Genomic DNA, 25,769 nt, shown 5'->3' with positions numbered 1-25,769 from the left:
TCAACTTCATACAAAAAAATGGAGCAACCATTTTAGAGATTAATCTTGATGGCTCGGATGCGGCGCTTATGCTAAGGCAGGCTCCAGTGAATAAAGGGGTGGGGACATGATAAAGAGCGGCTGGAATGTGATGTATTTGCTCATTATTGAAATAATTTTCGGTGCACTTGTTATCTTTCCATTTTACTCTTTATACGGAAAAAAAGTACCGCTACTATTCTATTTTATTATTATGATTACTAGCTGCCTGCTCTTTCTCTTTTTATTAGAAAAGTTTAAAGAAAGAGGAAAGCAGTTATATTTTGTTCTTTTAATTCCTGCTATTTTAATTGTCGGGCATGTTCTTGGATTTTCCATCATCTTCAGTATTCTTGTTAGTTTTTTTGTATTTTGGCGGACGATATCTCATGTAAGTGAACAAGATAAACAAAATGAAGGAAATTGGCTCTTATTTTCTATTCTTCTAGGGATTCTGATGCTTTTCTTTACAGGTGTTTCTTCTCCTGCAAATATGGCTGCCATTGGCGGATTGATGATTGCCCAAGTTTTATTTATCATTATTGGGGGATTTCTAAGACGTTGGCTTGATGTGGATGAGAAAACAAATAATAAAAAGCATTTTTTTCTTCCGTTCTTATCAGTACTCTTTATAATTGGAACAGTCGGAATGATTCTTGCAGGTGGAATGAATGCGATTAAAGCACTGTTTTTTTCATTGCTAAATATAGGGGTTCATATTATAACTTTCATTACGAAGCCCTTCTTTAACTGGGCAGAATCTCAAGACTGGTCGAAAAAGATTGCCAATCTGACTGACAATGAAAAACTAGAAGAAAATGCTGAAACAGAAAATGAGCTGGGTGAACTTGGGCAAAATACATTTCTAGATCCTACAGTTATTGGGACAATTCTTTTTATTGCTATTCTTTTATTTTCCTTTTTCTACATTTATAGAAGAAAGAATAAGGTTCTTGGCAATGGGGAAACGAACCCAGTAGCTGTTTTATTAACTGAGAGTTCTTTTATAAAAGAAAAGGCGGTAATTTTTCGAAAAGGGAAGAGAATTCCGCCAACTGATCCAATTCGAAAAGAAATATTTGCTTTTGAACATTTTGCACAAAAGCTTCATATGGGCAGACAGCCATTCGAGTCCTTATCAGAGTGGCTAAATCGAATCGGAATCATGGATTCAAGTGATATCATTTCCGTTTATGAAAAAGTAAGGTATGGCGGTTTTCGTACTACAAAGGAAGAGGAAGCAAATTTTATCAGAAGAATCGAAGAAAAGAAACGCGAGATAAAAGAAATTAAAAAATCTTCGAAGAAAGATACTTAGATGTTTGGTCTTTAGTTTTTCTATACATGAAATAACAATCATTGGAAAAAATAACAGTTGATATATGGAGTATATACTAAAAATTTGTATTCAGGAAAGATGAAAAGGAGTTTGATCGATAATGGTTGAAAAACAATTTACTGTAACAGCAGATACTGGCATCCATGCTCGACCTGCAACATTATTAGTACAGATAGCAAGTAAGTTTAATGCTGATATACAATTGGAATATAAAGCGAAAACAGTGAATCTAAAATCTATAATGGGAGTTATGTCTCTTGGCATTGGTCAAGGTGGAGAAATTAAGATTTCTGCTGATGGAAGTGATGAGCAGGAGGCAATTGCCGGTATTGAAGAAACATTGAAAAAAGAAGGATTGGCTGAATAATGAGCTTCTTAAATGGAATTGCTGCGTCAAGTGGGATTGCCATCGCGAAGGCATATCGTTTAATCGAACCAGACCTGTCCTTTGAGAAAAAAACAATAAAAGATTCAACAGAGGAAATTGGACGGTTTCAGTCTGCTCTCTCCGCCTCTAAAAGTGAATTGGAAGTTATCCGGGATCGTGCACTTAAGAAACTAGGTACAGATAAAGCAGCAATCTTTGATGCTCATTTACTCGTATTATGTGATCCAGAGCTTACCCATCCGATTGAAGAAAAAATTAAAAATGAGCAAGTTAATGCTGAGTATGCATTAAAAGAAACGGCAGATATGTTCGTCTTGATGTTTGAACAAATGGAAAATGAATATATGAAGGAACGTGCAGCAGATATTCGAGATGTAACAAAGAGGGTGCTTTCCCATTTACTTGGTGTCCAAATGGTTAACCCTAGTTTGATCGCCGATGAGGTTATCATCATTGCCGAAGATCTCACACCTTCCGATACTGCTCAGTTAAACAGACAATTTGTTAAAGGATTTGCAACCGACATTGGCGGAAGAACATCTCATTCAGCCATAATGGCTCGTTCATTAGAAATCCCTGCTGTAGTTGGTACGAAGGAATCTACTAAAGTCATTCAAAATGGAGACTTACTTATTGTAGATGGATTAAGAGGACTTGTTCATATTAACCCAACACCCGAGGCAGTTTCTGAATATGAAGAAGAATTAAGAAATCATGAGGTTCAAAAATCAGAGTGGGCAAAGCTTGTAAATGAAAAATCGTACACAGCTGATCAATACTTTGTTGAACTTGCCGCCAATATTGGCACACCTAATGACCTTGAAGGTGTAATTAACAATGGCGGGGAGGGAATAGGTCTTTATCGAACTGAATTTTTATATATGGGAAGAAGTCAGCTGCCGACGGAAGAGGAACAGTTTGAGGCGTATAAAACAGTATTAGAAGGGATGTCAGGAAAACCGGTCATTGTGCGGACGCTTGATATCGGGGGAGACAAAAAGTTACCTTATCTACATCTTCCAGAAGAACTGAATCCATTTTTGGGATTTCGTGCCATTCGCTTATGTTTGGAGCAGCAGGATATGTTCCGAACTCAATTGCGAGCATTGCTCAGAGCAAGCTCTTTTGGCAATTTAAAAATTATGTTTCCAATGATTGCAACCCTTGATGAGTTTCGTGAAGGAAAAACGATATTAGAAGAAGAGAAGCAGAAATTAGTAATTGAAGGGGTAACAGTGAGTGAACATATTGAGGTAGGCATAATGGTTGAAATTCCGTCAACAGCTATTATAGCCGACCAATTTGCAAAGGAAGTTGACTTCTTTAGCATTGGAACAAATGATTTAATTCAATATACAATGGCTGCTGACCGGATGAATGAAAGAGTTTCCTACTTATATCAGCCTTATAATCCGGCAATTTTGCGCTTAATTAAAATGGTTATTGATGCTGCCCATAAAGAAGGGAAATGGGCTGGCATGTGCGGAGAGATGGCTGGGGATGAAATGGCAATCCCGTTGTTATTAGGACTTGGGCTGGATGAATTTTCGATGAGTGCCACTTCAATATTAAAGGCACGCTCGCAAATCAGGGCACTAAATAAGAATGAGATGGAAAAGCTTGCAGCAGAAGCTTTAAAAATGAGAACGGCAGAAGAGGTTTTAGATGCAGTGAAAAAAATTATAAAATAATAATTTATTATTAGGTTTATTCATATAAATAATCGGGTATTGCTTATAGAAGCACTTATGTTGAACATGTAAGCTGCTCTAACAATTTCCCCCTTTTTAAACTGGCTTAAAAAAGTCAGTTTATTTTTTTGATTTTGAGGTTTACATATCATTTGAAAAGGAAAAGGTAGGAAAAAGGAGGGCAACACATGAACAGAATTGCAGTACGCAATCTTCAAATGATTTTTATTACATTTTCACTTGCAATTACTGGCTGTTCAATCAGCAATCAGGAGTCAATAGTTAACAGTCACGCAGAAGCTTTTTTAACTAAAAATAATGAACTGCAATTTCGTTTTAAGATTAATGAGAAGATTTTAAGTGGAAAAGAAGTTTATAAAGTAAAGGTTTCTATCCATAATGACAGACTTGCATCAGCATTAGGAATGAGTGAGATCGTGTATGGGGCAAGTGCTAACATAAAGGGTGAGTACATCGATGTCGACAAAAAAAACAATTTTATCTTTATGAACCCCATTCCCTTAATAAAGGACTTGCATGTTTATGAAATTGAAGAGATGATCATCAATGAAGATGCTGTTTCAGTGGAAGTTTTCAATGATGAAGAAGTCTTTGCAAAGGCATTTTTAACAAACTTCTCTTCACAGCTATAGTGTTTAATTCATTACATAAAGGAAATACTAAAAAAGCGCATGAAATATGGAGAAGGACTAGGCAGTTTGCCTAGTCTTCTTTTGATGAATCAATTAGTTTAATTTATAAAAATGTCAAACAGTGCTAGAATTGAAGAGAAAGTTCAGACATTTACAAAGAAAAACGTCTTGGCGTTTGAAGAGGGGGATCTTTATGTTACAAATTGAAAATACAATTATTGGTTTCATTGGCACCGGAGTCATGGGAAAGAGTATGGCAGAGCACCTGCTAAATGCAGGATTTTCATTAGTTGTTTATTCTCGGACGAAAGACAAGGCAGAGGATTTGCTTTCTAAAGGGGCTAAATGGGCAGGATCTCCAAAAGAGGTAGCTGAAAAGTCGAATATTATCATTACAATTGTTGGATATCCGGCTGATGTGGAAGAAGTGTATTTAGGGGAAAATGGCATTATTCCAAATGGAAAAGAAAATACATATGTTATTGATATGACGACTTCCACACCTACACTTGCGAGTAAAATATATACTGAAGCGAAAAAGAAAGGAATATTCGCATTAGATGCACCAGTTTCAGGCGGGGATATTGGTGCAAAAGAAGGAAGGCTGTCTATTATGGTAGGCGGAGATGAAGAGTCCTTTCATGCAATGGAGCCAGTGTTTAAACACTTAGGAACAAATATTGTTTATCAAGGCAAGGCGGGTTCAGGGCAGCATACAAAAATGTGTAACCAAATTGCGATCGCTTCTAATATGATCGGTGTTTGTGAAGCTATTGTATATGCAGAAAAAGCAGGACTGAATCCTGACACCGTTCTTAAGAGTATTTCAACAGGTGCTGCGGGGAGCTGGTCTTTATCGAATTTAGCACCAAGAATGATAAACAGGAATTTTGACCCAGGCTTTTATATTAAACATTTTATTAAAGACATGAATATCGCCCTGCACGAAGCTGATGCAATGGGCATGGAAACTCCAGGACTCGCCCTGGCGAAAAAAATGTATTCAGAGCTTGCTGAAATAGGGGAGGAAAATAGCGGGACACAAGCATTGTATAAATATTGGGATCGATAAAGAATAATCATCCCCCTATTAAACAATAATATAAATGATTATTACAAAAGGGGGATTTATAATGGCAAAAAAGTCAAAAAAGGATGATCCGAAGCAAAAAAATAAAAAAGGCTTTGACTCAGCGGTACTTGACACAGAGTTCTCACATGAATTTGGAAGTGCCGCAGCGAATAAAATGCATAAAGAGAAAGCAAAGAAAGAAAAAGCACCAAAAAATAATGGCAAATATAAAGGACAATAATAGTGGTGAGCGAAAAGCTCACCTTATTATTTGCCTTAATTATTACAATGGATATAGGAAAAAGTATATAGTAACATTTAACACTTCCAATAAAATGGTATAATAGTAGTGTTAATAAATTGGAAATGTTGAGTATAATAAAAGGAGCTATAAAGATAGTTAAAATGGTTTATTTTATTCTATTTTTTATCAGCTTATTTTAATTTTGCTCTGGAGGTTATGCAGTGGAAACCATGTTGGAAAAACAGCCATATGAAGAAAGAAAGGAGTACGGTGGGTTTTGGATCCGGTTTGCAGCTTATTTAATTGATGCAATCATTGTTGGGATTCCTCTTGGAATTATTTCAGTTATTATTTATATGCTATTTATTCTTCCAACAGGTGCATTAGAATTGTATGCAGATCCAGGATATTACAATCAAGATATATCGGATGAACAGGCATTATTATTTTTAGGATCTTATCTTGGGGCAACTGTTGTTACAATCTTGCTTTGCTGGATTGTAGCTATTGCATATTTTGCTGGATTACATGCATCTAAGTGGCAGGCGACAATCGGGAAAAAGCTTCTTGGTTTAAAAGTAACAGACCTTCATGGAAATCGAATATCTTTCTGGAGATCCTTAGGTCGATATTTAGCCCTTTCCTTTTTATCTGGGATCTTTTGTATCGGATTTATTATTGCTGCTTTTACAGAAAAGAAACAGTCTCTCCACGATTTAATTGCAAGTACGATCGTAATAAAAAAATAATCGTTTGCTAAATGAATCCATTTTAAAATGCTGCACTGATTATTACAGTGCAGCATTTTCATTTTTTTAGTAGGATTGTGATAAAACAATCCTAAATTCTTATAAATTTTTTTCATCAAAAATAATTATTCGTGATATAGTAATAGGTATAACTGACCATTATAAACACAGGAAGGGCGAAATAGAAGTGGATCCTAAAAAAGGAATATTATTAGAAAGCGGTACAAATGAATTAGAGATAGTAGAGTTTGGAATTGGGAAAAATAAGTTTGGTATAAATGTAATAAAAGTAAAAGAAATAATCAATCCTGTTTCTATCATTCAAGTACCTCATGCTCATAAAAATGTTGAAGGAATTATTGAACTGCGTGGGGAAGTACTCCCAGTAGTCAATGTAGCAAATGCATTGGGGTTCCCCCCATCAGAAAGTCCTGAACAGGATAAGTTTATTGTAGCTGAGTTTAATAAGCAAAAAATAGTTTTTCATGTACACAGTGTAACCCAAATTCATCGTATTTCATGGGGACAAATAGAAAAGCCGTCTGAAATGTACCAAGGTCCGGATAGTCAAATAATTGGTGTCATTAAGCTAAACGGGGAAATGATTCTTCTCCTTGACTTTGAAAAAATTGTTGTGGAAATTAATCCGGAAACAGGCATTAATGTTCAGCAAGTAAAAAAACTTGGAAAACGTGAAAGATCAAATAAGCGTCTTGTTGTCGCAGAGGATTCTCCTTTACTGCGAAAGTTATTGCACGATACTCTAATGGAAGCTGGTTTTCAATATATTGAGTTTTTCGAAAATGGACAGGATGCATTGCATTATTTAGAAAGTCTTGTACAATCTGGAAAGAATATAACTGATGAAGTACAGCTGCTTATTACAGATATAGAAATGCCGCAAATGGATGGTCACCATCTAACAAAACGAATCAAGGATAATTCTTCATTATCGAAGGTTCCAGTCATAATTTTTTCATCCTTAATTACAGATGATCTTCGTCATAAAGGTCAAATGGTTGGTGCCGATGCACAAGTCAGCAAACCTGAAATAGCTGAGCTTGTACTGCTAATTGATCAAATCGCTCTTTAATATAGAAAAAAATGCTAGGAAAGTGTTATCACTTTACCTAGCATTTTATATTTTAATTAAAAATAGCTTTCTCCAAGCTTTTTGAATACAGGTTTTTCATATGGACGTTTATTGCTATTATGGAAATCATTATTTTCCTTTAGGCCAGTGTAGGTCATTAATAATTTTTTTCCTTGGGTTAGAGATATGGAGGACCTCGGATTTCTTACATATTCATTTAACTTTCCTAAATGCGGCAATAGTTCGAAGTCCGTTTTTGTAGGGGGTAAATGAAATGAATAATTCCCGCATTCTACAAGGACATCTGATTGCTGCTGGCTATATTTAGGGTTACTAGAAAAATGCAGGCCAATTTTTTTAGCTTTTCCTTCTTTAATTAGCTTTAATAAAGCCTCTTGCTTTAGTTTGTACAAAAATTTTGGATTAGGTGCCGTTTTTGCATGGCGGTTAACGGTGAAGATTGCTTGAGAGAGGTTTTCTACCGTTGGGCGCAAATGGGGATATACATTCTTATCGGCTTTCAATATGAATAGCTCCTTTCCGAGTAATTACAGGGGTATAACTTATTATACCCCTATTTACCTAGTAATGAAAATAGTAAAGTGGGTTTAACCAGATATTTTCTTTACAGATGCAGAAGGTTTTTCAAAGGCTTCCTTACTTGTTTTTCTTAGTAAAAATAAGAGTACGATACTTCCAAACAAACATGTTGCAGTACCTGCTCCGATCATAACAGCAGCAACACTAGCCAACTTTGCAAGTAAGGCTCCTGCTGCAGGTGCAATAAGCATGGAAAAGGTTTGAATAGACATAGCAGCAGCAGAGACTCTTCCCATCATTTGTTTAGGAGTCTCTGATTGTAATACATAGCCATAAGGGACGGCTTCCCCGGATCCAAGCAGTCCAAGTAAAAATGCGCCAGCCACCCACAGGAACAAAGGCAAATCTAATATTCCCATACTTCCAAAACCAATGGCAATAATTAATGTCCCACTAAAAACAGAGGTGCCAGACATTAGATGGATAGGTTTTTTTTTCCAATTTGTCCAATAGCCTAATAATACGGAGCCTGCGACACTTCCAAGTCCAACTCCGCTTATTAGCAGACCGAAAGTTCCTTCCGAAAAACCTAAATCCTGAGCGATAAAAACAAATAGACCATCATAGAGAAAGATGATGAAAAAGGCGACAGAAGAAAGAATAATGGATATCTTTAATAAACGTGTTTGTGCAATATGTCTAATTCCTTCAGACAAATCTCTCCAATAGCTGCCCTTCTTTGCTTCCTTATTAGGTATTTGATCAGTTGTTTCATCTAGTTTTGGCATTGTTAGTAAGAAGAGTATAGCGATAAAAAAACCGATTGCTTCAAATACGAAGGGGCTTTTCACCCCGAATAATCCAATAATTCCCCCTCCGAGTGCAGGACCAATAATCTTCATTGTATTAACTGACAGCTGACTAAGAGTAACTGCTTCTGGAAGCTCGTCATCAGGCACAGTCATTCGAATTGTACTTTGTCTTGCTGGATCGTAAAGAGCAGCAACTGTTCCTTTTAAGAATACAAAAACTAAGAGAATATAAAGATTAGGAGAGAAGAAGAGTCCGCCCACAAAAAGAATTCTTAATAGCAAGCAGATAATCATTATTGGCTTTTTGGGCATCCGATCAACGAACACACTGGCAAAGGGACCAACAATTACCCATGGGAGGCCAATTACGATTATCACTGATGCAATTGCAGAGGCATCTAGTCCCCAGTTGTATGCAACAATTACCTGTATAGCAACGAAGTCAAGCCAGTTTCCTAGATCTGAAAATACTTGTGCCCCGAATAATGAACGAAATGAACGAATTTTAAGAGGCTTAAACATTCCAGCTTTCATACATCACTTCTCCTTAATGTCATTAATCGCATTTCTTCTTCTTGTTAAAATTTTATCAGTATTTTTATTAAGGTCCTGTCCCTTTGGTAAATCATTCGTCTGGAGTGCGTGAATGGCTTCATCGATCCATTTGATTTCTGCTTCTAAGCGCATTTCTGCAAAACGAATGGCTAAAGCGCTGAATTTACTTACGAAAGAGTAGCCGTTACTTGGCCATTCTTTAACAAAGCTCAGAATATCTTCTGTCTCTCCTCTTCTTTTTTGTAAATGTCCGACTAAGATCGAGTAATCCATATCGTCATGCCAGGTAGATAACTTCATAAACAGTTCATCTTTAACTACAGGATAAGCTGGTGAAGTAAGGAGCCAATTTTCAAATTCCTTCCAGCCCTTTGGGGTCAGCTCATAAAGCTTCTTTTTTCTCCCTTCTTCATCTTGTTCAAGGGTATAGATAAACCCTTCTTCTTCGAGTTTTTTTAACTTTGGATAAATGCTGCCATAGCTCATACCCCAATAAAGGCTAGCTGCCTTATGCTCGAATTCTGATTTAATATCATACCCTGTGCTAGGCCAATAACTTAATACAGCAAGCAGCGTGTGTTCAACAGACAATCGAATTGCTCCCTTCTAATGTATCATTATGATATAACAATGTGATATATCATAATGATACATTAATAAAAAGGTAAAATCAACCAATAAGTGGAGAAATCCAGCTAAATTCCTTGCCTTAAATAGTGCAATTTTAGAAACAGTCGATGTGTTTTTTGTCGTTTTATATTATAATAAGGAAAATGTACTTGAATTTTGTAATAATAGTGAATTATTTGTCTGTATGGCAAGAATATGTTTTCAACCAAGATATACATAGATACATTCCAATAAATTGGAATGAAGTCAATAAGGATGATTTTGATGGAAAATATGAAAGAAATATTATCAAGAGAGTTAAATAATGAAAAGATTAGCAATAAAATTGAAAGAATTATTTATGATATTATTTTGAAACATATTAAAGATTTGATTTTTATTATGAAGGTTGATAAAGGACCTTCATTCCGTTATTTGTTTGTAAATGAACCAGGAATTAGACATGCTAAGTTATCAAATGGTTTTATTGGAAAGACTCTTAATGAAGTTCTTTCGAAAGAAGTAGCTTCCTCATTACAATTAGAATATGAAAAAATACTTGATAGAAAAGAAACAATGATATTTTCTGATGAAGTTTTAATGCCTGATGGGAGTACAATGATTGGGGAGTCTTTCTTAACACCCATTCTTAATGAAAAAGATGAGGTTCTTTATGTTGTTTCTGTTACGAGAGATATAACCACTGCATTATTAGAGAAAAAGCGTTTAATAAAGAGCGAACAGAAGTATCGCTCAATCGTAGACCATAATTTAGATGGGATCATTTCAGTTGATTTAAAAGGGTTTATTCTCGAAGTAAATCCTGCAGGCAATCAGTTAACAGGCTATGCTGAAAAGCAATTAACTAATCGTTCTATTTTTAATTTGATTAGAGATCAGGATATACCTGACTTTCAAAACTTATTCGATATAACGAAGAATGGGTATCCGTCAGAGTCATTAGATATTCATTTTGTTCATAGAAAAGGTCATTATTTATCTATTCATTTAAAGACAGTACCAATTGTTATAAATACGGAAATAGAGGGAATCTATGTTATTATCAAAGATATTTCCGAGCAGGCAGAAAACGCCGAAACCATTAGGTATATGGCATTTCATGATCAATTAACAGGTCTATTAAATAGAAGAGCATTGCTAAGAGATTTAGATAATTATATTTTAGATGCAAAAAAAAGCGGAAAAGAATTTGCACTTCTTTCCATTGATTTAGATCGCTTCAAATATTTAAATGATACTTTAGGCCATATCGTTGGGGATGAAATCTTAAAAAAAGTAGCAGATAGATTATGTGAGCTTAGGCATAAGAATTATTCTGTTTACAGGCAAGGCGGAGATGAATTTATCATTCTTCTCCCTTATGCAGATAGAAGTAAAGCGAGACGTTTTGCACAAAATATTTTAGGAAGATTTACAAGCTCGTTTTACTTGCATTCCAAGGAATATTATATTACCCCGAGCATAGGGGTAAGTATGTATCCTAACGATGGAAATAATGCGGAAGCATTAATAAAAAATGCAGATGAAGCCTTATTTCGGGTGAAAGAAAAAGGAAAAGCCCATTTTCAATTTTATCGTTCGGAAATGAATTCCATTATTAATAATGTTGTTGAATTAGAAACATTTTTACGCAAAGCGATTGAAAAAAATGAGCTAACATTATATTATCAGCCCCAAATTGACTTAAAGACAATGAAAATAACAAGCTATGAAGCTCTCTTACGATGGAATAATCATAAACTCGGATTTATTTCTCCAGCTGATTTCATTCCACTAGCTGAGGATACCGGTTTAATTATCCCGATAGGAACTTGGGTAATTGAGACGGCATGTAAACAAATAAAGGATTGGTCAGACAAAGGAAAGAAAGATTTTAAAGTTGCAATCAATATTTCTCCTAAACAATTTCAGCAGCATAGTTTATTATCGATCATTCAGAAAGCAATAGAAAAATATCGAATCCATCCGAAATGTTTAGAAATTGAAATTACAGAAGGAGCTATGCAGGATACGAAGGATACAGCGCCAATATTATCTGGATTAAAAAAGCTAGGGGTATCGATCTCAGTTGATGATTTTGGAACGGGCTATTCATCTTTAAGCTATTTAAAGCAATTTCCAATCGATGTATTAAAAATTGATAAATCCTTTGTTAAAGATGTGCATGTAAATGAAAAAGATGCGGCCATTACTACAACGATCATCCATTTGGGAAGAAGCTTAGGGATGGAGGTCATTGCCGAAGGTGTGGAGAATGAGGAACAGGCTCAATTTCTATTAAATGCAAATTGCCATAAAGCTCAAGGATTTTTGTATTCTAAGCCGCTTCCAGCAGAGGAAATTGAAATAAAGTGATGTTTTCATCAGTGGGGGGCTTACTTCCCGTTAATCTGCGATAAAACTTATGAATAAAACGAAAAGTAACTAAAAAAGGAAAAGGAGCATGAAAGCTTCTTTTCCTTTTGTTATTTCTGAAAAAGAGAAAAAATAGTCAATTCAGGCTTGCATAAAAAGCGAAATGGCAAACGGGTTGTACCAAGCCCTCGATTGACATAGAGTGTTAGAGGGGTGCTGCCAATTGTGTAAAATCCTTCTTTATACTTTTCAGCATATGGCGGGATAACAAGTGCGCCTGCAAAAGGGATTTTTACCTGACCGCCGTGGCTATGCCCACTAAGCTGAAGCTGTATGTTAAAGTTTTTTGCCTCATCAGCTAAATCTGGGGCATGTGATAATAAAATTTTGTAGGAATCATCTGGAACCCCTTCAATCGCGGTTCGAATTTCAGGTTTACCAAGCATTGCATCATCAATCCCAATGACATAAATGCTGCTTCCATCAATTAATTTAATTTGTTGATGACTATTTAGAAGTAATTTAAAACCAGATTCTTCAATAATAGACTTATATATATCTGTTCCATATCCGCCATGATCATGATTTCCATAGACCGCAAATTTTCCAAAAGGCGCTTTTAACTCCTGTAATAGCGGAATAATGATGTTTGCTTCCTGATACTGATTAGGTGTATCCATTAAATCGCCCGTGAAAAAGATGATATCAGGTTTCAATGCATTTATTTTTTTTACAAGTTTTTTTAATTGCTGTGCATTATATTGAAATCCTAAATGGGTATCACTAAATTGAACGATTTTGAAATCATTGAAACTAGTAGGAATGGAAGAATTTATTATTTTATGCTGTTTGACATCCAATAATTTAGGTTCAACTTCCCTCGAATAATAATAGCCTCCAGCACCAACTCCAAATATGGAGAAAAGCGAGCCAATTGTTCTTTTCAAAAAGGACCTTCTTGAGATTTTTTTCGGCATGTTTTTACCAACCTATCTAAAAAAATTCATCTCTTTTATACTATCAAACAATGGTTTTAAAAAGAAGGGAGAATTTTAACAATCAAAAGTAGATTATAGATTAATAATGAAAAATAGTTCGAAAATTCTCTACTTAATGGTAGAATAAGAATGAATAATCATTCATTTTATTAGGGGGCGTTTAATTTGAAAGGGAAAGTCGTTATTGTTACAGGCGGTTCAAGTGGCATGGGAAAATATATGGCTAAGCGATTTGCTGAAGCTGGTGCATTTGTCGTTATTACGGGGAGGAATCTTGAACGACTGGAAGAAACGAAAAAGGAAATTGAAAAAGAATCTGGACAAGTATTGGCCGTTCAAATGGATGTAAGAGAAATGGAACACGTTAAGCATATGGTGACGGAAACTTTAAATACCTTTGGCAGAATCGATCATTTAATCAATAATGCTGCCGGTAATTTTATCTGTCCAGCGGAGAAACTAAGTGCAAATGGCTGGAATTCGGTTATTAATATCGTTCTAAATGGTACATTTTACTGTTCAAGTGAGGTAGGGAAATACTGGATTGAGAATGGGATAAAAGGCAGTATTATTAACATGATTGCTACATATGCTTGGGATGCTGGTCCTGGTGTTATTCATTCTGCAGCAGCGAAGGCAGGTGTTCTGTCAATGACGAGAACATTAGCTGTTGAGTGGGGAAGACAGTATGGAATAAGGGTGAATGCGATCGCTCCAGGTCCGATTGAACGAACAGGGGGAGCTGATAAATTATGGGAATCTGAAGAGGCAGCGAAGAGAACCCTTTCAAGTGTTCCATTAGGGAGGCTGGGAAAACCGGAGGAAATTGCAGAATTAGCATTCTTCTTATTATCTGAACATGCATCATATATAAATGGGGAATGTATTACAATGGATGGAGGACAATGGCTAAATCAATACCCGTTCTAAAGAAGTAAAACTGCGAATTTAATTTTAGATTTTTCCTACTATTCCAAAATAATAAAAGCGTGAAAAATAAACAGAAAAATTCATAAAATAGTAGTATACTTAAGCCGTGATGGAAATCATTCTATCATGGCTTTTTCATTAACTATTTGGAGGATGTTGAAGTGAGTACATATAGAATTGAAAAGGACTTCCTTGGTGAAAAACATGTACCAATCGAGGCCTACTATGGGATACAGACATTAAGAGCAGTTGAAAACTTTCCAATTACTGGATATCAATTAGACAAAGATTTAATTATTGCAATGGCAATCGTGAAAAAAGCTGCTGCCTTAGCAAATGCTGATGTAGGCAGACTATATAAAGGAAAAGCAGAAGTCATTTGCCAAGCGGCAGATGAAATTATTACTGGCAAATGGCATGATCATTTTCTCGTGGATCCAATACAAGGCGGCGCAGGAACTTCAATTAATATGAATACAAATGAGGTTATTGCAAATAGAGGATTAGAGCTTCTTGGTAAAGAAAAAGGTGAGTATTTTCATCTTAATCCAAATATTGATGTAAATATGGCTCAATCAACAAATGATGCTTTCCCAACGGCCATTCATATTGCAGTTTATCGTGCGCTTGAATCATTACTAGCAACAATGAAAGAAATGAAGGCAACGTTCAGTGCAAAGGCAAATGAATTTGATTCAGTTATAAAAATGGGAAGAACACATTTGCAAGATGCAGTGCCAATTAGATTAGGCCAAGAATTTAGGGCATATACAAATGTCATTGAGCGTGATATCAAAAGAATTGAACGATCAAAAGATAATTTATTAGAAGTAAATATGGGAGCTACAGCTGTAGGAACAGGCTTAAATGCTGACCCTAATTATATTGAAAAAGTTGTTCAATATTTAGCTGAAATATCAGGGATTCCTGTTGTTCCAGCAGAAAACTTAGTTGATGCAACCCAAAATACAGATGCATATGTGGAAGTTTCTGCTTCTTTGAAAATATGTATGGTAAATATGTCTAAGATTGCGAATGACCTTCGTTTAATGGCTTCAGGACCAAGAGCAGGCTTGTATGAAATTAATCTGCCTGCTCGCCAGCCAGGCTCTTCCATCATGCCTGGAAAAGTTAATCCAGTTATGCCGGAAGTCATTAATCAGATTGCATTTCAAGTAATTGGGAATGATCATACGATTTCTTTAGCATCTGAAGCTGGTCAATTTGAATTAAATGTAATGGAGCCGGTTTTATTATTTAATTTATTACAATCAATATCAATTATGAATAATGGTTTCCGTGTATTTTCAGATTTTTGTGTATCAGGTATTACTGCAAATACAGAGCGGTTAAAGGAATATGTTGAGAAAAGTGTTGGGCTGCTGACCGCTGTAAATCCTCATATTGGGTATAATGTGGCATCTGAAATTGCAAGAGAGTCAATTGTTAATGGAAAATCTATCCGTGAATTATGTTTATTATATGATGTCCTGACTGAAGAGGAATTGGATTTAATTTTAGATCCGTATGAAATGACAAAGCCTGGAATAGCTGGCTCGTCCTTACTTGATAAATAAAAATGCAGAATAAAAATACCGATGACAGTTATCGGTATTTTTATTTTACATGAAGGGAAAGTATCTGCCGACGGTTACATCGTAAAAAATATGTTATAATTATACATTATTCTTATTATTCATCTTTTCTATGGAGGTTTATGAGCATGGATGCACTGGAAATCCTTACAGACTTAGATAATGTTTTCCCATATTTTCAGCCGATATTCAGTGCGGATGAACATCGTGTCATAGGCTATGAAGTATTCGGAAGGTATCAAGGGGAAAACGGGGTGGTTAGCCTAGGACCATTTTTCCTAGATGAGAGCATTCCGGAAGAGTATCGCCTTGAAGTTGATCATGTAGTGTTGAAAAAGGCGCTTGAAAAGTTTATTACCATTTCTTCTGAAGAAGATTTGCTTTTATTTGTAAATAAAGACGCGGATTTACTTATGTATGATAATGCAGAATCATTTTTATCTCTCATCTTAGAGTATCAAGGCAAAGGGATAATGCTTGATCGAATAGTCTTGGAGTCTACAGAACGAGCTTATAAGGGGAACATGGAGCATTTAGATCATTTAATGAATTATTTGCGTACATATGGAATTAAAATTGCTATTGATAATATGGGGAATGAAAGGAGCCATTTAGACAGAATCGGCCAGCTCGCTCCGAATATTATAAAAGTTGATTTAAATGAGCTTAGGTCAACTGCATCCGCCCATGTTCTTCATGATATTTTATACACATTATCATTATTGGCAAGAAAAATTGGTGCAACCTTGCTTTTTAAAAATATAGAAATGGATTATCAGCTGCAGTTTGCATGGAGAAATGGCGGCAGGTACTACCAAGGCTATTACCTTCACAATCCCGGTGAGGACTTTGTTGATCGCGATATTATGAAAGAAAAGCTTAGAGGAAAATGTCAGCAATATATTACTTATGAAAAGAAAAAGCTAGAGGCTTTACATGAAGTATCAGAGAAATTTAATGAAAGACTCACACAATTTCTTCAGGGGAAAAGTCGCAAATTATTGGAGTACGAGGAGTTAATCAAGGTTCTTTCTCAATATCTAAATGATGTATCATTTAGACTTTACATTTGTGATGAAAATGGATTCCAAAAGTCTGCAAATATCTTTAAAAAGGATAATAAATGGATTGTCCAGCAGCAATATTTGCATAAAAATTGGAGCTGGCGACCTTACTTTTTGGAAAATATTATGAAGATGAGAAATGACAAAAAAGGAATTCTTTCTGACCTGTATAGCGATATTGAAACAGGAGAAACAATTCGAACATTCTCATATCCGCTTCATTCCAGTGATTATTTATTTATTGATTTATCATATGAGTTTCTTTATGAACGCGAAGGATTATTATAGTAGATTTTTTTGATTGGGCAGGGTCTCTTTTAAGAGACCTTGTTTTTATTTTGAAAAAAAGGCTTTTTTGTCGTATTGAAGGGGTATAGGAAAGATAGAAGGATAATCTGTCACAATCTGCAAGATTAATGCGAACGATTTTACTCTATTATTGGTGAGAATGTTGGTAGAATGAAATAATAAGCAGCGGAAAGAAAGGGAGAGTGAAATGAAAAAAAAACATCTAATATTCTTATCATGTATTCTTTTACTTAGTTTTATTTTTCCTTCTTTGTCACGTGCAGATTCGGATTTTCTCGATGATAAATCGGTTTTCCAATTTTTGCAAGAAGCATTTCGGGCTCAAGTGTCATTAGGTGAAAAGCTGCAAAGCATGGAAGAAATACATGAAGCTCTTTTTCCTTATTTTACAGAGGGTTCTATGGATCAGTTTTTAGATGAAAATCTCTTTACTGAAAATGGAAAATATATTACATACGGTACAGATTTCCCTATTTATTATATTCCTTTTTTTACCTATACATCCGAGACGAAGGTTGTTCGATCACAGGATCATATATTCATATTCGAGTTCTTCCCTGAAGCTGATGAAGGTCCAGTTTCTTACGAAAGTCATTATGAAGGTGTTAGACTTGATAAAGTAGAAGGAGACTGGAAGGTTGCAGAATTTTTATATGACAATATTCCATCAGAAATAATTGAAGAAGCAGAAGGAGCTGCTACCCCAATTAAAATGGAACTTGCTCAAAAAAGTATGGTGAAGGTTTCATTACAAATAGGGTTGGTACTAAATCCGATTGCATCATTCTATAAATATGGTAGCTCTTGTGTTGTTGATCATTTAAAATAAAAAGTAAATTAGCGGGAGCAGGCTTTCATTGAGCCTGCTCTTTTTCATCTGGAATGTTTAATTCGGCTTTCAGTTTTTCTAAGTCGAATCCAGTTATTACCGTATCTTCTATGACAATTGTCGGAGTCGAGTAGGATTGATAGGTTTCAATTAATTCCTTCCTAGCTTTTTGATCCGTTTTTATATTTCTTGCCTCATATGAGAAGCCATATTCAGTTAAAAACCTTTTTGTTATTTCACATGGGGGACAATCAGGCTGAGTGTAGAGAATAATTTTTTTCAAAGCAGGTCAGTCCTTTCATGATAATTATCATAATGAAAAAGCAAAAGAATTTCAATGAATTACTATCGATATAAGATGTTTTAATTAAAAAAATATTTTCATTTAGTTAGTTTTTACTTGTATAAATGACGGTCATTAATTTATGCTGTTATTATTGGTATGAAATAAGAGAAATGTCGAATATTCTGAATCTAAACTTTTAGGATAGAAACATGCCAAAAGAGAAACATAAACGTATGATGTTTTTGTTTTTGTTGAAAGGAGAGGGAGCATGTCACAGCTTCAAGGTATATTAACACGATTAAAAAATCTTCAGGAACAATCAGCTAGCGGTGAACCGATGCAGCGATTTTTTGAGGTGAACGGAGAAAGGAAATGCCAAGTAACATATCAGCCGAAAAGTGAAATGTTTGAGTTGGAAGTTTATCAAGACAAAGAAAAACCAAAAAGATATCAATTTGATAATATCGATATGATTACAATTGAGATATTTGATTTAATTCAATAATAGACACAAGCGTAGGAGCCTTTTAGGTTCCTTTTTTTATTCAGTAAATAGGAACAAGGCTGTTTTATACATTATAAGAGCAAGGAAAGGGAAATTGTGATACACTATATAAGCAGATAGAAAACATTAAACTGAGGAGTTTTCGACGATGATAAGTCTTCACAGTGGGGAATATTTAGAAAGTAATATTAGACAATTTATGATACCTTCAGAGCGGGTTGCACATGTGCAAGTCGGCAATAATCTAGAACATGCACTTTTAGTATTAACGAAGAGCGGCTACACGGCCATACCTGTACTAGATCCGTATTATAAACTGCATGGCTTAATTAGCACCCCAATTATTATGGATTCTATTCTTGGGCTCGAAAGAATTGAGTTTGAAAAATTAGAAGAAAAGCGTGTAGAAGAAGTGATGAACAAGAAAATTCCAAGATTGCACGTTGATTCATCTGTGCAGGATTCAATAGCTTTATTAATCGATAACCCTTTTCTATGCGTTGAAAATGAGAACGGTTACTTTGAAGGAATATTTACACGCAGAACTGTACTGAACGAATTAAACAAGCTAGCCCGGAGATTAAATAAGAAATAATTCATTGGCTCCCAAATATGGGAGCTTGATTTTTAGACGAGAGGTAATGTTCTAATGTCATCACTATCTGAATTTCACTTTCTTGCTGTATTAGCCCAGGAAATGAATATGAGAAAGGCAGCCGAACGGTTATTTGTCTCACAGCCCGCACTGTCACAGAGGCTGCAAACAATCGAAAAGGAATGGGGAGAAAGGCTTTTTATCCGTTCGCAAAAAGGTTTGTCATTAACCCCCGCTGGTGAATTGGTTATAAAATTTATCAATGAAGTCATTGAAAAGGAAGAGAAGGTTCGTGAATCGATACATGCTTTGAATGCTGAAGTGTATGGAACATTAAAGATAGCTGTCGCATCGATTGTAGGACAAAACTGGCTGCCGCAAGTCCTCAAAAAATACGTTACCCGCTATCCACAAGCGAAAATATCGCTAGTAACAGGCTGGAGCAGTGAAATATTGAAATCTCTTTATGAAGATCAAGTACATATTGGCATAATTCGCGGAACGCCTGATTGGAAAGGGGTAAAAACCCATTTGTTCCAAGATTGCCTTTATCTCGTTGATACGGAGATTACTAGTCCTGAACAGATATTAGAAACAGATCGTCCGTTTATCCAATTTAAAAGTGATTCAAACTATTATCAGGAAATCCAAGACTGGTGGCTTAAACATTTTAAAACAGCACCGAAAAGAACAATCGTTGTGGATCAAATCGAAACATGCAAACAAATGACTTTCAATGGGATAGGGTATGCGATTTTACCGGCAATTACATTAAATGGAGCAGAAAAGGATATTTTTAAAATTCCATTATTAGATGAAAATAATTTGCCTTTAAAAAGAGATACTTGGCTGCTCGGCTATGAATCAGCTTTCCAGCTTAAACAGGTACAAGCATTTGTCGAGCTGATTAAGGAACATATAAGCGAAGAAAACAAACGGTAGGCAATAAGTTTTGTTCCATTGTCGAAAATCGATATACTCTTTATAAGAGTATATGGAATGTGCAGTTAGGATGATTGATTATTTTATTCGTAAATTGGGTAAAACTAGTAGTGGGATAGTTTTTTAAAATTAATTTGTAAAAGCTATTTAATTAAATTAATTATTATTTGATATTGACACAAATTGGTAAATAACCTATAATATATTTGGTTGAATATTATTCAAATGAGAAAATAGAATCGGTTTTCTCATTTGAAAAGCTAATGGAGGGATTACATATGCCAGAACGTATGGTAGGTAAACAAGCACCACGTTTTGAAATGGATGCAGTAATGCCAAATAAAGAATTTGGTAAAGTAAGTCTTGAAGCAAATATGAAAAATGACAAATGGACTGTGCTTTTCTTCTATCCAATGGATTTCACTTTTGTATGTCCAACAGAAATTACTGCTTTATCTGATCGATTTGATGAGTTTGAAGATTTAGATGCAGAAGTAATCGGCGTTTCAACTGATACGATTCATACACATTTAGCATGGATTAATACAGATCGTAAAGCTAATGGACTTGGCGATTTAAACTATCCTCTTGCTGCTGATACAAACCATGTAGTAGCTCGTGATTACGGCGTTCTAATTGAAGAGGAAGGAATTGCTCTTCGCGGCTTATATATTATTAGCCCTGAAGGGGAGTTAATGTACTCAGTAGTAAACCACAATAATATTGGCCGTGATGTAGATGAAACTTTACGTGTTCTTCAAGCACTTCAAACAGGCGGTCTGTGCCCTGCGAACTGGAAACCAGGTCAAAAAACTTTATAGTAAAAGGATTCGAACTATAAAAGACCTAACGCTCGTTAGGTCTTTTCTTTCAGTAAATATGTAGAGGGAAAAGAAATAACACAGGGAGGATTTACGATGAAATTACGAGCACCCATGCCTGAGCTTACAGGAGCAACAGAATGGCTAAATGGAGAAGTAACGAAAGAGCAGCTTATCGGTGAAAAACCGACAATTATCCATTTTTGGTCAGTTAGCTGTCATCTTTGTAAAGAGGCAATGCCTAACGTGAATAAGTTTAGAGATGATTATCAGGATAAATTAAATGTAATTGCCGTTCATATGCCTCGATCTGAGGATGATTTAGATATTGATTTAATTAAAAAGGTAGCAGCAGAGCATGAAATTACCCAGCCAATATTCGTGGACAGTGAGCATAAACTTACAGATTCCTTCGAAAATCAATATGTACCAGCTTATTATGTTTTTGATAAAGATGGGAATCTTCGTCACTTCCAAGCCGGCGGCGGAGGCATGAAGATGCTTGAAAAGCGTGTAAATCGTGTTTTGGATTAAATGAATAAGGCAGAATAATAAATGGTTCGTATTTTAAAAGAATCAAGCATTTTAAGCTTGGTTCTTTTTTGTATTTAAAATATTTAATTCAGGTGGAGTTTCTAGTTTATGCACAAGCACATATTAAATAAGGGCTTTTTTAATTTGTTGATTATGCTACAATAAGCTAATAGAAAATATGCTAATTTGCTGGAGGAATAAGTGTGAGAAAAGAATTTGCAGTAATTGGTCTTGGACGATTTGGAGGTAGTATTTGCCGTGCATTAGCTGAAGAAGGACTAGAGGTTATGGCAATTGATAGGAATGAGGACAGGGTCAATGAATTCTCCATGATAGCTACTCACGCTGTTGTCGGTGATACGACTGATGAATCAGTTGTCAAAAGCTTAGGTATTCGGAATTTTGATCATGTGATTGTAGCAATTGGCGATAATATACAAGCAAGTATCTTAACTACTCTAATATTAAAGGAATTAGGCGTAAAAAAAATAACGGTAAAAGCACAAAATGATTATCATGAAAAAGTTTTACGGAAAATTGGTGCAGACCACGTTGTCCATCCTGAACGTGACATGGGGAAAAGAATTGCACATAGTATTGTTTCAAATAACGTTCTTGATTATTTGGAGTTATCTGATGAACACAGCATTGTCGAAATTGTAGCAAATGAAAAGTTAGCCGGGTACTCATTGATTGATTTAGACATTCGTGCAAAATACGGGATTAATATTGTAGCCATTAAGAGAAAAAATGAAATTATCGTCTCCCCAAAAGCTCATGAAAGAATTCAGGTAAATGATATACTTATCGTTATTGGTGCAGATGTAGATATTAACAGATTCGAGAAAAAAGTGATGGTGTAATTAGAAAGCAGAGGCGCTGGAGCTAGACAATAAAGAAAAACGCTGTAATCCATTTATGGATTACAGCGTTTTCTATTTTGTCTTATTAAACTTCCATAATGATAGGTAAAATCATTGGACGGCGTTTTGTTTTTTCATAAAGGAATGGAGCAAGTGTGTCTGTAATTTCATTTTTAATTTCTGACCATTGAGTTGTCTTTCGTTCCATTACTTTGTTTAGATGCTTACTAATAAGTGATTGAGCATCATTAATTAAATCTCCGGATTCTCTCATGTAGACAAAACCGCGTGAAATTAAGTCAGGACCTGCAGCAATTTTGAAATCCTTCATATTAATGCTAACGACAACAACAACTAAACCTTCTTCAGAAAGGATGCGGCGGTCTCTTAAAACGATATTCCCGATATCACCAATTCCGCTTCCATCAATATATACGGAGCCAGAAGGAATCTTTCCTGCTACTTGAGCCGTATCTTCACTTAATGCTAGTACTTCGCCATTATCCATGATGAAACAGTTTTCTTCTTGGACACCACATTCAACAGCTAATTTTGCATGCATTTTTTGCATGCGATACTCTCCATGTATTGGCATAAAGAATTTTGGTTTAATCAATCGGAGCATAAGCTTCTGCTCCTCTTGGCCGCCATGGCCAGAAGTATGGATATTAGTTAATTTTCCGTAGATAACTTCAGCACCTGCACGTGAAAGACTATCAATTGTTCTGCTAACGCTGATCGTATTGCCTGGGATAGGGGAGGATGAAAATACAACCGTATCTCCAGGAATAATTTGAATTTGGCGATGAGTGCCGTTTGCAATTCGAGAAAGGGCTGCCATTGCCTCACCCTGGCTGCCAGTACATAGAATGGTTACACGATTAGCTGGCAAGCGATTGATTTGCTGGGCATCAATAAAGGTATCTTTTGGCGCATTAATATATCCTAGTTCTTGTCCAATATTAATCGCTGCTTCCATACTTCTTCCGAAAACAGCAATTTTTCTTCCATTTTGAACAGCTGCTTCAGTTACTTGCTGAAGTCTGTGAATATTAGAGGCAAAGGTAGCAAAGATCACTCTTCCCTCAACTTTTCGGAAGATATCATGAATGCTTTCTCCAACCCGGCGCTCTGACATTGTAAATTCTGGAATTTCACTGTTCGTGCTATCTGATAATAGACAGAGAACTCCCTCTTTCCCTATTTCTGCCATTTTTGTTAAGTTTGCAGGTTCTCCTACAGGAGTAAAGTCAAACTTAAAGTCACCGGTATGAACGACTTGTCCAGGAGGAGTCTTTACAACAATCCCGTAAGAATCAGGGATACTATGCGTTGTGCGGAAGAAAGTAACGGAAGTTTTTCTGAACTTAATGACATCATCTTCTTTAATTTCATGTAACTTCGTTTGTCGAAGCAATCCATGCTCTTCTAACTTATTTTTTAGCAAACCAAGAGCAAGCTTCCCTCCATATACGGGAATATTCACTTCTCTTAATAAGTAGGGAATTCCGCCAATATGATCCTCATGGCCATGAGTGATGAAAAGTCCTTTAATTTTTTCTTCGTTTTTTACTAAGTAAGTATAGTCCGGTATCACATAATCGATCCCGAGAAGTTCATCTTCAGGGAATTTAATTCCCGCGTCAATTAGGATGATTTCATCCTGGAATTGAACAGCATACGTATTTTTGCCGATTTCCCCAAGTCCGCCAAGGGCGAAAACAGCTGTTTGGTCATTCTTTACAAATTTCATAATTTATCCTATCTCCAATACTTTAAAGTCTTCGTTTTGTTTTTCATATTCTAAGAATGCTCCTTCAAGAGCGGTAACGAACTCGATGTTATATGGTTCGTTTTTTAACTTAAGACGAACCTCTCTTTCCGACTCCCCTTCAACATAAATCGTCTGTGTTTTTTCACGAACGGGCACTTGTTTAATGGACTCTTGAAAATAAACTTTGAAAATCATCTACAATCTCTCCTTAATCCGATATAACTTTTTCTATTATATAAAAAATTAACATGTTTTTCATGTTTTTTCTTATTTAAGTTAAAATAACCAATAGTAACTTTGTAAGTATGAATGAAAAAAAGGTAACTGTCTAGCTTCATTCAATAAACAAGGAGCCCTTCACAAATTTGAAGGGCTCAAAAATGGTTTAGGCAATTGTTTTTTTTCGAAGCATATCTCTCCACTGTTTTAAAAGCTTTTTTCTTAGCTTCTTTAACATTGTCGATCATCTCCCTACATACTATTTTATACCATCCTTGTCCAATGTAAAGTGAATCAAGGATTTTACATGCGAAAAAGCTCTAGAAAAACCCTTTTTTTTATTATTATATGCTGATAAGGATGTATCTCCCGTGGGTAATTATGGATTATTTAGTGAATCAAAGATCATTTACTATTTTGTTCAAATAGTAGAGATTCATGAGTAAAAATGGAATAGATAATAGAAATTTTCGCTAATTGACTTTTTTTACTCAAGGGGTTAGTGTATTACGGGAAATGAAAGAATATAGAGTGGATGGAAAAGCTATACCTTGGAAGGAATGAATGAGAAATGAAAAAAATTGCATTTTTTGATATAGATGGTACGCTACTGGATCACAATAAGCAATTGCCACATTTAACAAAAGAAGCTTTAGCAAAATTGAAAGAAAATGGGGTGTTTGTAGCTATTGCAACGGGTCGTGCGCCGTTTATGTTTAAAAATTTAAGAGATGAGCTAGATATCGATTCTTTTGTTAGTTTTAACGGTCAATATGTAGTTTTTGAAAACGAAGTGATCTATAAAAATCCTTTAGATACACAAGAAATAGAAAATTTATATACATACTCAATGGAAAGGAACCATCCAATGGTATTCATGGATGAAAAAGTTATGAAGGCGTCCGTTGCGAATAATGAGTATATCGATTTATGCATCAAAAGTCTGAAATTTCCTTATCCAAGTGTGGATGAAAATTATTTCAGAAATAATGAAGTATTTCAATCATTAATTTTTTGTGAAGAACAAGATGATGAGCTTTATGAGGTGAATTTTCCAAATTCCCGTTTTGTGCGCTGGCATAGATTTTCTACAGATGTTTTACCAGCTGGAGGCTCGAAAGCAGAGGGAATCAAGCTCATGGCTGAACGTCTTGGATTTAATATGAAGGATGTTTACGCCTTTGGGGATGGGCTGAATGATATTGAAATGCTGCAAACAGTCGGTACTGGGATAGCTATGGGGAATGCCTCAGAACAAGTGAAAATAGCTGCTGATGTCACGACGACTTCTGTTGAAGATGATGGAATATGGAATGCACTAAAAAAACTAAAACTTATCTAAGCGAAATTAAGAGAGCATGAACCC

The 25,769-nt window shown here is 35.4% G+C and carries 27 protein-coding genes; 20 read left to right on the top strand and 7 right to left on the bottom strand.

Going from position 1 to position 25,769, the window contains the following annotated elements; translation table 11 throughout:
- Positions 1–106 precede the first annotated feature (106 nt).
- The 8 genes from C1726_RS02085 to C1726_RS02050 all read left to right on the top strand — a co-directional run bounded on the left by C1726_RS02085 (position 107) and on the right by C1726_RS02050 (position 7,247).
- Positions 107–1,336, top strand: a complete 1,230-nt coding sequence (locus C1726_RS02085; RefSeq protein ID WP_102271638.1) for a hypothetical protein — start codon at positions 107–109, stop codon at positions 1,334–1,336.
- Between the two features lie 121 nt (positions 1,337–1,457).
- Complete coding sequence (locus C1726_RS02080; protein WP_102271637.1) at positions 1,458–1,724, top strand: phosphocarrier protein HPr; 267 nt, start codon at positions 1,458–1,460, stop codon at positions 1,722–1,724.
- Positions 1,724–3,436 carry a phosphoenolpyruvate--protein phosphotransferase gene (gene ptsP, locus C1726_RS02075; RefSeq protein WP_102271636.1) on the top strand — a complete coding sequence of 571 codons (1,713 nt, stop codon included), beginning with the start codon at positions 1,724–1,726 and terminating at the stop codon, positions 3,434–3,436. The genes C1726_RS02080 and ptsP overlap by 1 nt, the downstream gene beginning before the upstream one ends.
- A 188-nt stretch (positions 3,437–3,624) precedes the next feature.
- On the top strand, positions 3,625–4,089 hold the full coding sequence (locus C1726_RS02070; protein ID WP_235822683.1) for a hypothetical protein: 465 nt from the start codon (positions 3,625–3,627) through the stop codon (positions 4,087–4,089).
- Between the two features lie 121 nt (positions 4,090–4,210).
- Entirely contained in the window at positions 4,211–5,161 is a 951-nt protein-coding gene (locus tag C1726_RS02065) for an NAD(P)-dependent oxidoreductase (RefSeq protein WP_407642004.1), read from the top strand.
- A 61-nt stretch (positions 5,162–5,222) separates the two neighbouring features.
- On the top strand, positions 5,223–5,402 hold the full coding sequence (locus tag C1726_RS02060) for a hypothetical protein (RefSeq protein ID WP_102271634.1): 180 nt from the start codon (positions 5,223–5,225) through the stop codon (positions 5,400–5,402).
- Positions 5,403–5,626: 224 nt separating this feature from the next.
- Positions 5,627–6,154 carry an RDD family protein gene (locus tag C1726_RS02055; RefSeq protein WP_102271633.1) on the top strand — a complete coding sequence of 176 codons (528 nt, stop codon included), beginning with the start codon at positions 5,627–5,629 and terminating at the stop codon, positions 6,152–6,154.
- Positions 6,155–6,341: 187 nt separating this feature from the next.
- Positions 6,342–7,247, top strand: a complete 906-nt coding sequence (locus tag C1726_RS02050) for a chemotaxis protein (RefSeq protein WP_102271632.1) — start codon at positions 6,342–6,344, stop codon at positions 7,245–7,247.
- 56 nt (positions 7,248–7,303) lie between these two features.
- On the opposite strand, the gene C1726_RS02045 is transcribed toward C1726_RS02050, so the two are convergent.
- From C1726_RS02045 to C1726_RS02035, 3 genes are all read right to left on the bottom strand, one after another.
- Positions 7,304–7,771 (bottom strand): YkyB family protein, encoded by a 468-nt coding sequence (locus tag C1726_RS02045; protein ID WP_102271631.1) that lies wholly within the window; start codon positions 7,769–7,771, stop codon positions 7,304–7,306.
- Positions 7,772–7,855: 84 nt separating this feature from the next.
- Positions 7,856–9,133, bottom strand: coding sequence for an MFS transporter (locus C1726_RS02040; protein WP_102271630.1), 1,278 nt, complete (start codon positions 9,131–9,133; stop codon positions 7,856–7,858).
- A 3-nt stretch (positions 9,134–9,136) separates the two neighbouring features.
- Entirely contained in the window at positions 9,137–9,745 is a 609-nt protein-coding gene (locus tag C1726_RS02035) for a helix-turn-helix transcriptional regulator (protein ID WP_102271629.1), read from the bottom strand.
- Positions 9,746–10,048: 303 nt separating this feature from the next.
- On the opposite strand from C1726_RS02035, the gene C1726_RS02030 reads away from it, so the two are divergent.
- The gene (locus C1726_RS02030) at positions 10,049–12,139 is read left to right on the top strand and encodes a sensor domain-containing protein (protein WP_180968065.1); all 2,091 of its coding nucleotides are present in this window, start codon (positions 10,049–10,051) and stop codon (positions 12,137–12,139) included.
- Positions 12,140–12,249: 110 nt separating this feature from the next.
- Here C1726_RS02030 and C1726_RS02025 read toward each other — a convergent pair whose 3' ends face one another.
- On the bottom strand, positions 12,250–13,116 hold the full coding sequence (locus C1726_RS02025; protein WP_102271628.1) for a metallophosphoesterase: 867 nt from the start codon (positions 13,114–13,116) through the stop codon (positions 12,250–12,252).
- 228 nt (positions 13,117–13,344) lie between these two features.
- Here C1726_RS02025 and fadH point away from each other — a divergent pair, with 228 nt between their 5' ends.
- The 4 genes from fadH (at position 13,345) to C1726_RS02005 (ending at position 17,864) form a co-directional block, all read left to right on the top strand.
- Positions 13,345–14,067, top strand: coding sequence for a 2,4-dienoyl-CoA reductase (fadH, locus tag C1726_RS02020; RefSeq protein WP_235822711.1), 723 nt, complete (start codon positions 13,345–13,347; stop codon positions 14,065–14,067).
- Between the two features lie 161 nt (positions 14,068–14,228).
- Positions 14,229–15,644 carry an aspartate ammonia-lyase gene (gene aspA / locus C1726_RS02015; protein ID WP_235822682.1) on the top strand — a complete coding sequence of 472 codons (1,416 nt, stop codon included), beginning with the start codon at positions 14,229–14,231 and terminating at the stop codon, positions 15,642–15,644.
- Between the two features lie 146 nt (positions 15,645–15,790).
- Complete coding sequence (locus C1726_RS02010; RefSeq protein ID WP_102271625.1) at positions 15,791–17,014, top strand: EAL domain-containing protein; 1,224 nt, start codon at positions 15,791–15,793, stop codon at positions 17,012–17,014.
- Positions 17,015–17,222: 208 nt separating this feature from the next.
- Positions 17,223–17,864, top strand: a complete 642-nt coding sequence (locus C1726_RS02005) for a DUF3993 domain-containing protein (RefSeq protein ID WP_102271624.1) — start codon at positions 17,223–17,225, stop codon at positions 17,862–17,864.
- Positions 17,865–17,889: 25 nt separating this feature from the next.
- Here C1726_RS02005 and C1726_RS02000 read toward each other — a convergent pair whose 3' ends face one another.
- Complete coding sequence (locus tag C1726_RS02000) at positions 17,890–18,147, bottom strand: glutaredoxin family protein (RefSeq protein ID WP_102271623.1); 258 nt, start codon at positions 18,145–18,147, stop codon at positions 17,890–17,892.
- Between the two features lie 271 nt (positions 18,148–18,418).
- On the opposite strand from C1726_RS02000, the gene C1726_RS01995 reads away from it, so the two are divergent.
- The 6 genes from C1726_RS01995 (at position 18,419) to C1726_RS01970 (ending at position 22,410) form a co-directional block, all read left to right on the top strand.
- Positions 18,419–18,655: a YkuJ family protein gene (locus tag C1726_RS01995; RefSeq protein ID WP_053475424.1), complete on the top strand. Its 237-nt coding sequence runs from the start codon at positions 18,419–18,421 to the stop codon at positions 18,653–18,655.
- Between the two features lie 148 nt (positions 18,656–18,803).
- Positions 18,804–19,250, top strand: a complete 447-nt coding sequence (cbpB, locus tag C1726_RS01990; protein WP_102271622.1) for a cyclic-di-AMP-binding protein CbpB — start codon at positions 18,804–18,806, stop codon at positions 19,248–19,250.
- 54 nt (positions 19,251–19,304) lie between these two features.
- Positions 19,305–20,192, top strand: a complete 888-nt coding sequence (locus C1726_RS01985) for a LysR family transcriptional regulator (protein WP_102271621.1) — start codon at positions 19,305–19,307, stop codon at positions 20,190–20,192.
- A gap of 278 nt (positions 20,193–20,470) precedes the next feature.
- The gene (locus C1726_RS01980; protein ID WP_102271620.1) at positions 20,471–21,013 is read left to right on the top strand and encodes a peroxiredoxin; all 543 of its coding nucleotides are present in this window, start codon (positions 20,471–20,473) and stop codon (positions 21,011–21,013) included.
- Positions 21,014–21,109: 96 nt separating this feature from the next.
- On the top strand, positions 21,110–21,547 hold the full coding sequence (locus C1726_RS01975) for a TlpA family protein disulfide reductase (RefSeq protein ID WP_102271619.1): 438 nt from the start codon (positions 21,110–21,112) through the stop codon (positions 21,545–21,547).
- A 203-nt stretch (positions 21,548–21,750) separates the two neighbouring features.
- Positions 21,751–22,410: a potassium channel family protein gene (locus tag C1726_RS01970; protein ID WP_102271618.1), complete on the top strand. Its 660-nt coding sequence runs from the start codon at positions 21,751–21,753 to the stop codon at positions 22,408–22,410.
- 85 nt (positions 22,411–22,495) lie between these two features.
- Here C1726_RS01970 and rnjA read toward each other — a convergent pair whose 3' ends face one another.
- Both rnjA and C1726_RS01960 read right to left on the bottom strand, forming a co-directional pair.
- Positions 22,496–24,163: a ribonuclease J1 gene (rnjA, locus tag C1726_RS01965; protein ID WP_102271617.1), complete on the bottom strand. Its 1,668-nt coding sequence runs from the start codon at positions 24,161–24,163 to the stop codon at positions 22,496–22,498.
- A gap of 3 nt (positions 24,164–24,166) precedes the next feature.
- Entirely contained in the window at positions 24,167–24,379 is a 213-nt protein-coding gene (locus C1726_RS01960; protein ID WP_102271616.1) for a DNA-dependent RNA polymerase subunit epsilon, read from the bottom strand.
- Between the two features lie 595 nt (positions 24,380–24,974).
- Here C1726_RS01960 and C1726_RS01955 point away from each other — a divergent pair.
- Complete coding sequence (locus C1726_RS01955; RefSeq protein ID WP_102271615.1) at positions 24,975–25,745, top strand: Cof-type HAD-IIB family hydrolase; 771 nt, start codon at positions 24,975–24,977, stop codon at positions 25,743–25,745.
- Positions 25,746–25,769: the final 24 nt, after the last annotated feature.

This window comes from Cytobacillus massiliigabonensis (genome assembly GCF_900199725.1).
Taxonomy (GTDB): domain Bacteria; phylum Bacillota; class Bacilli; order Bacillales; family Cytobacillaceae; genus Cytobacillus; species Cytobacillus massiliigabonensis.
Note: the sequence above shows the minus strand (reverse complement) of the source record. Positions and strands in the feature narration are given on the sequence as shown.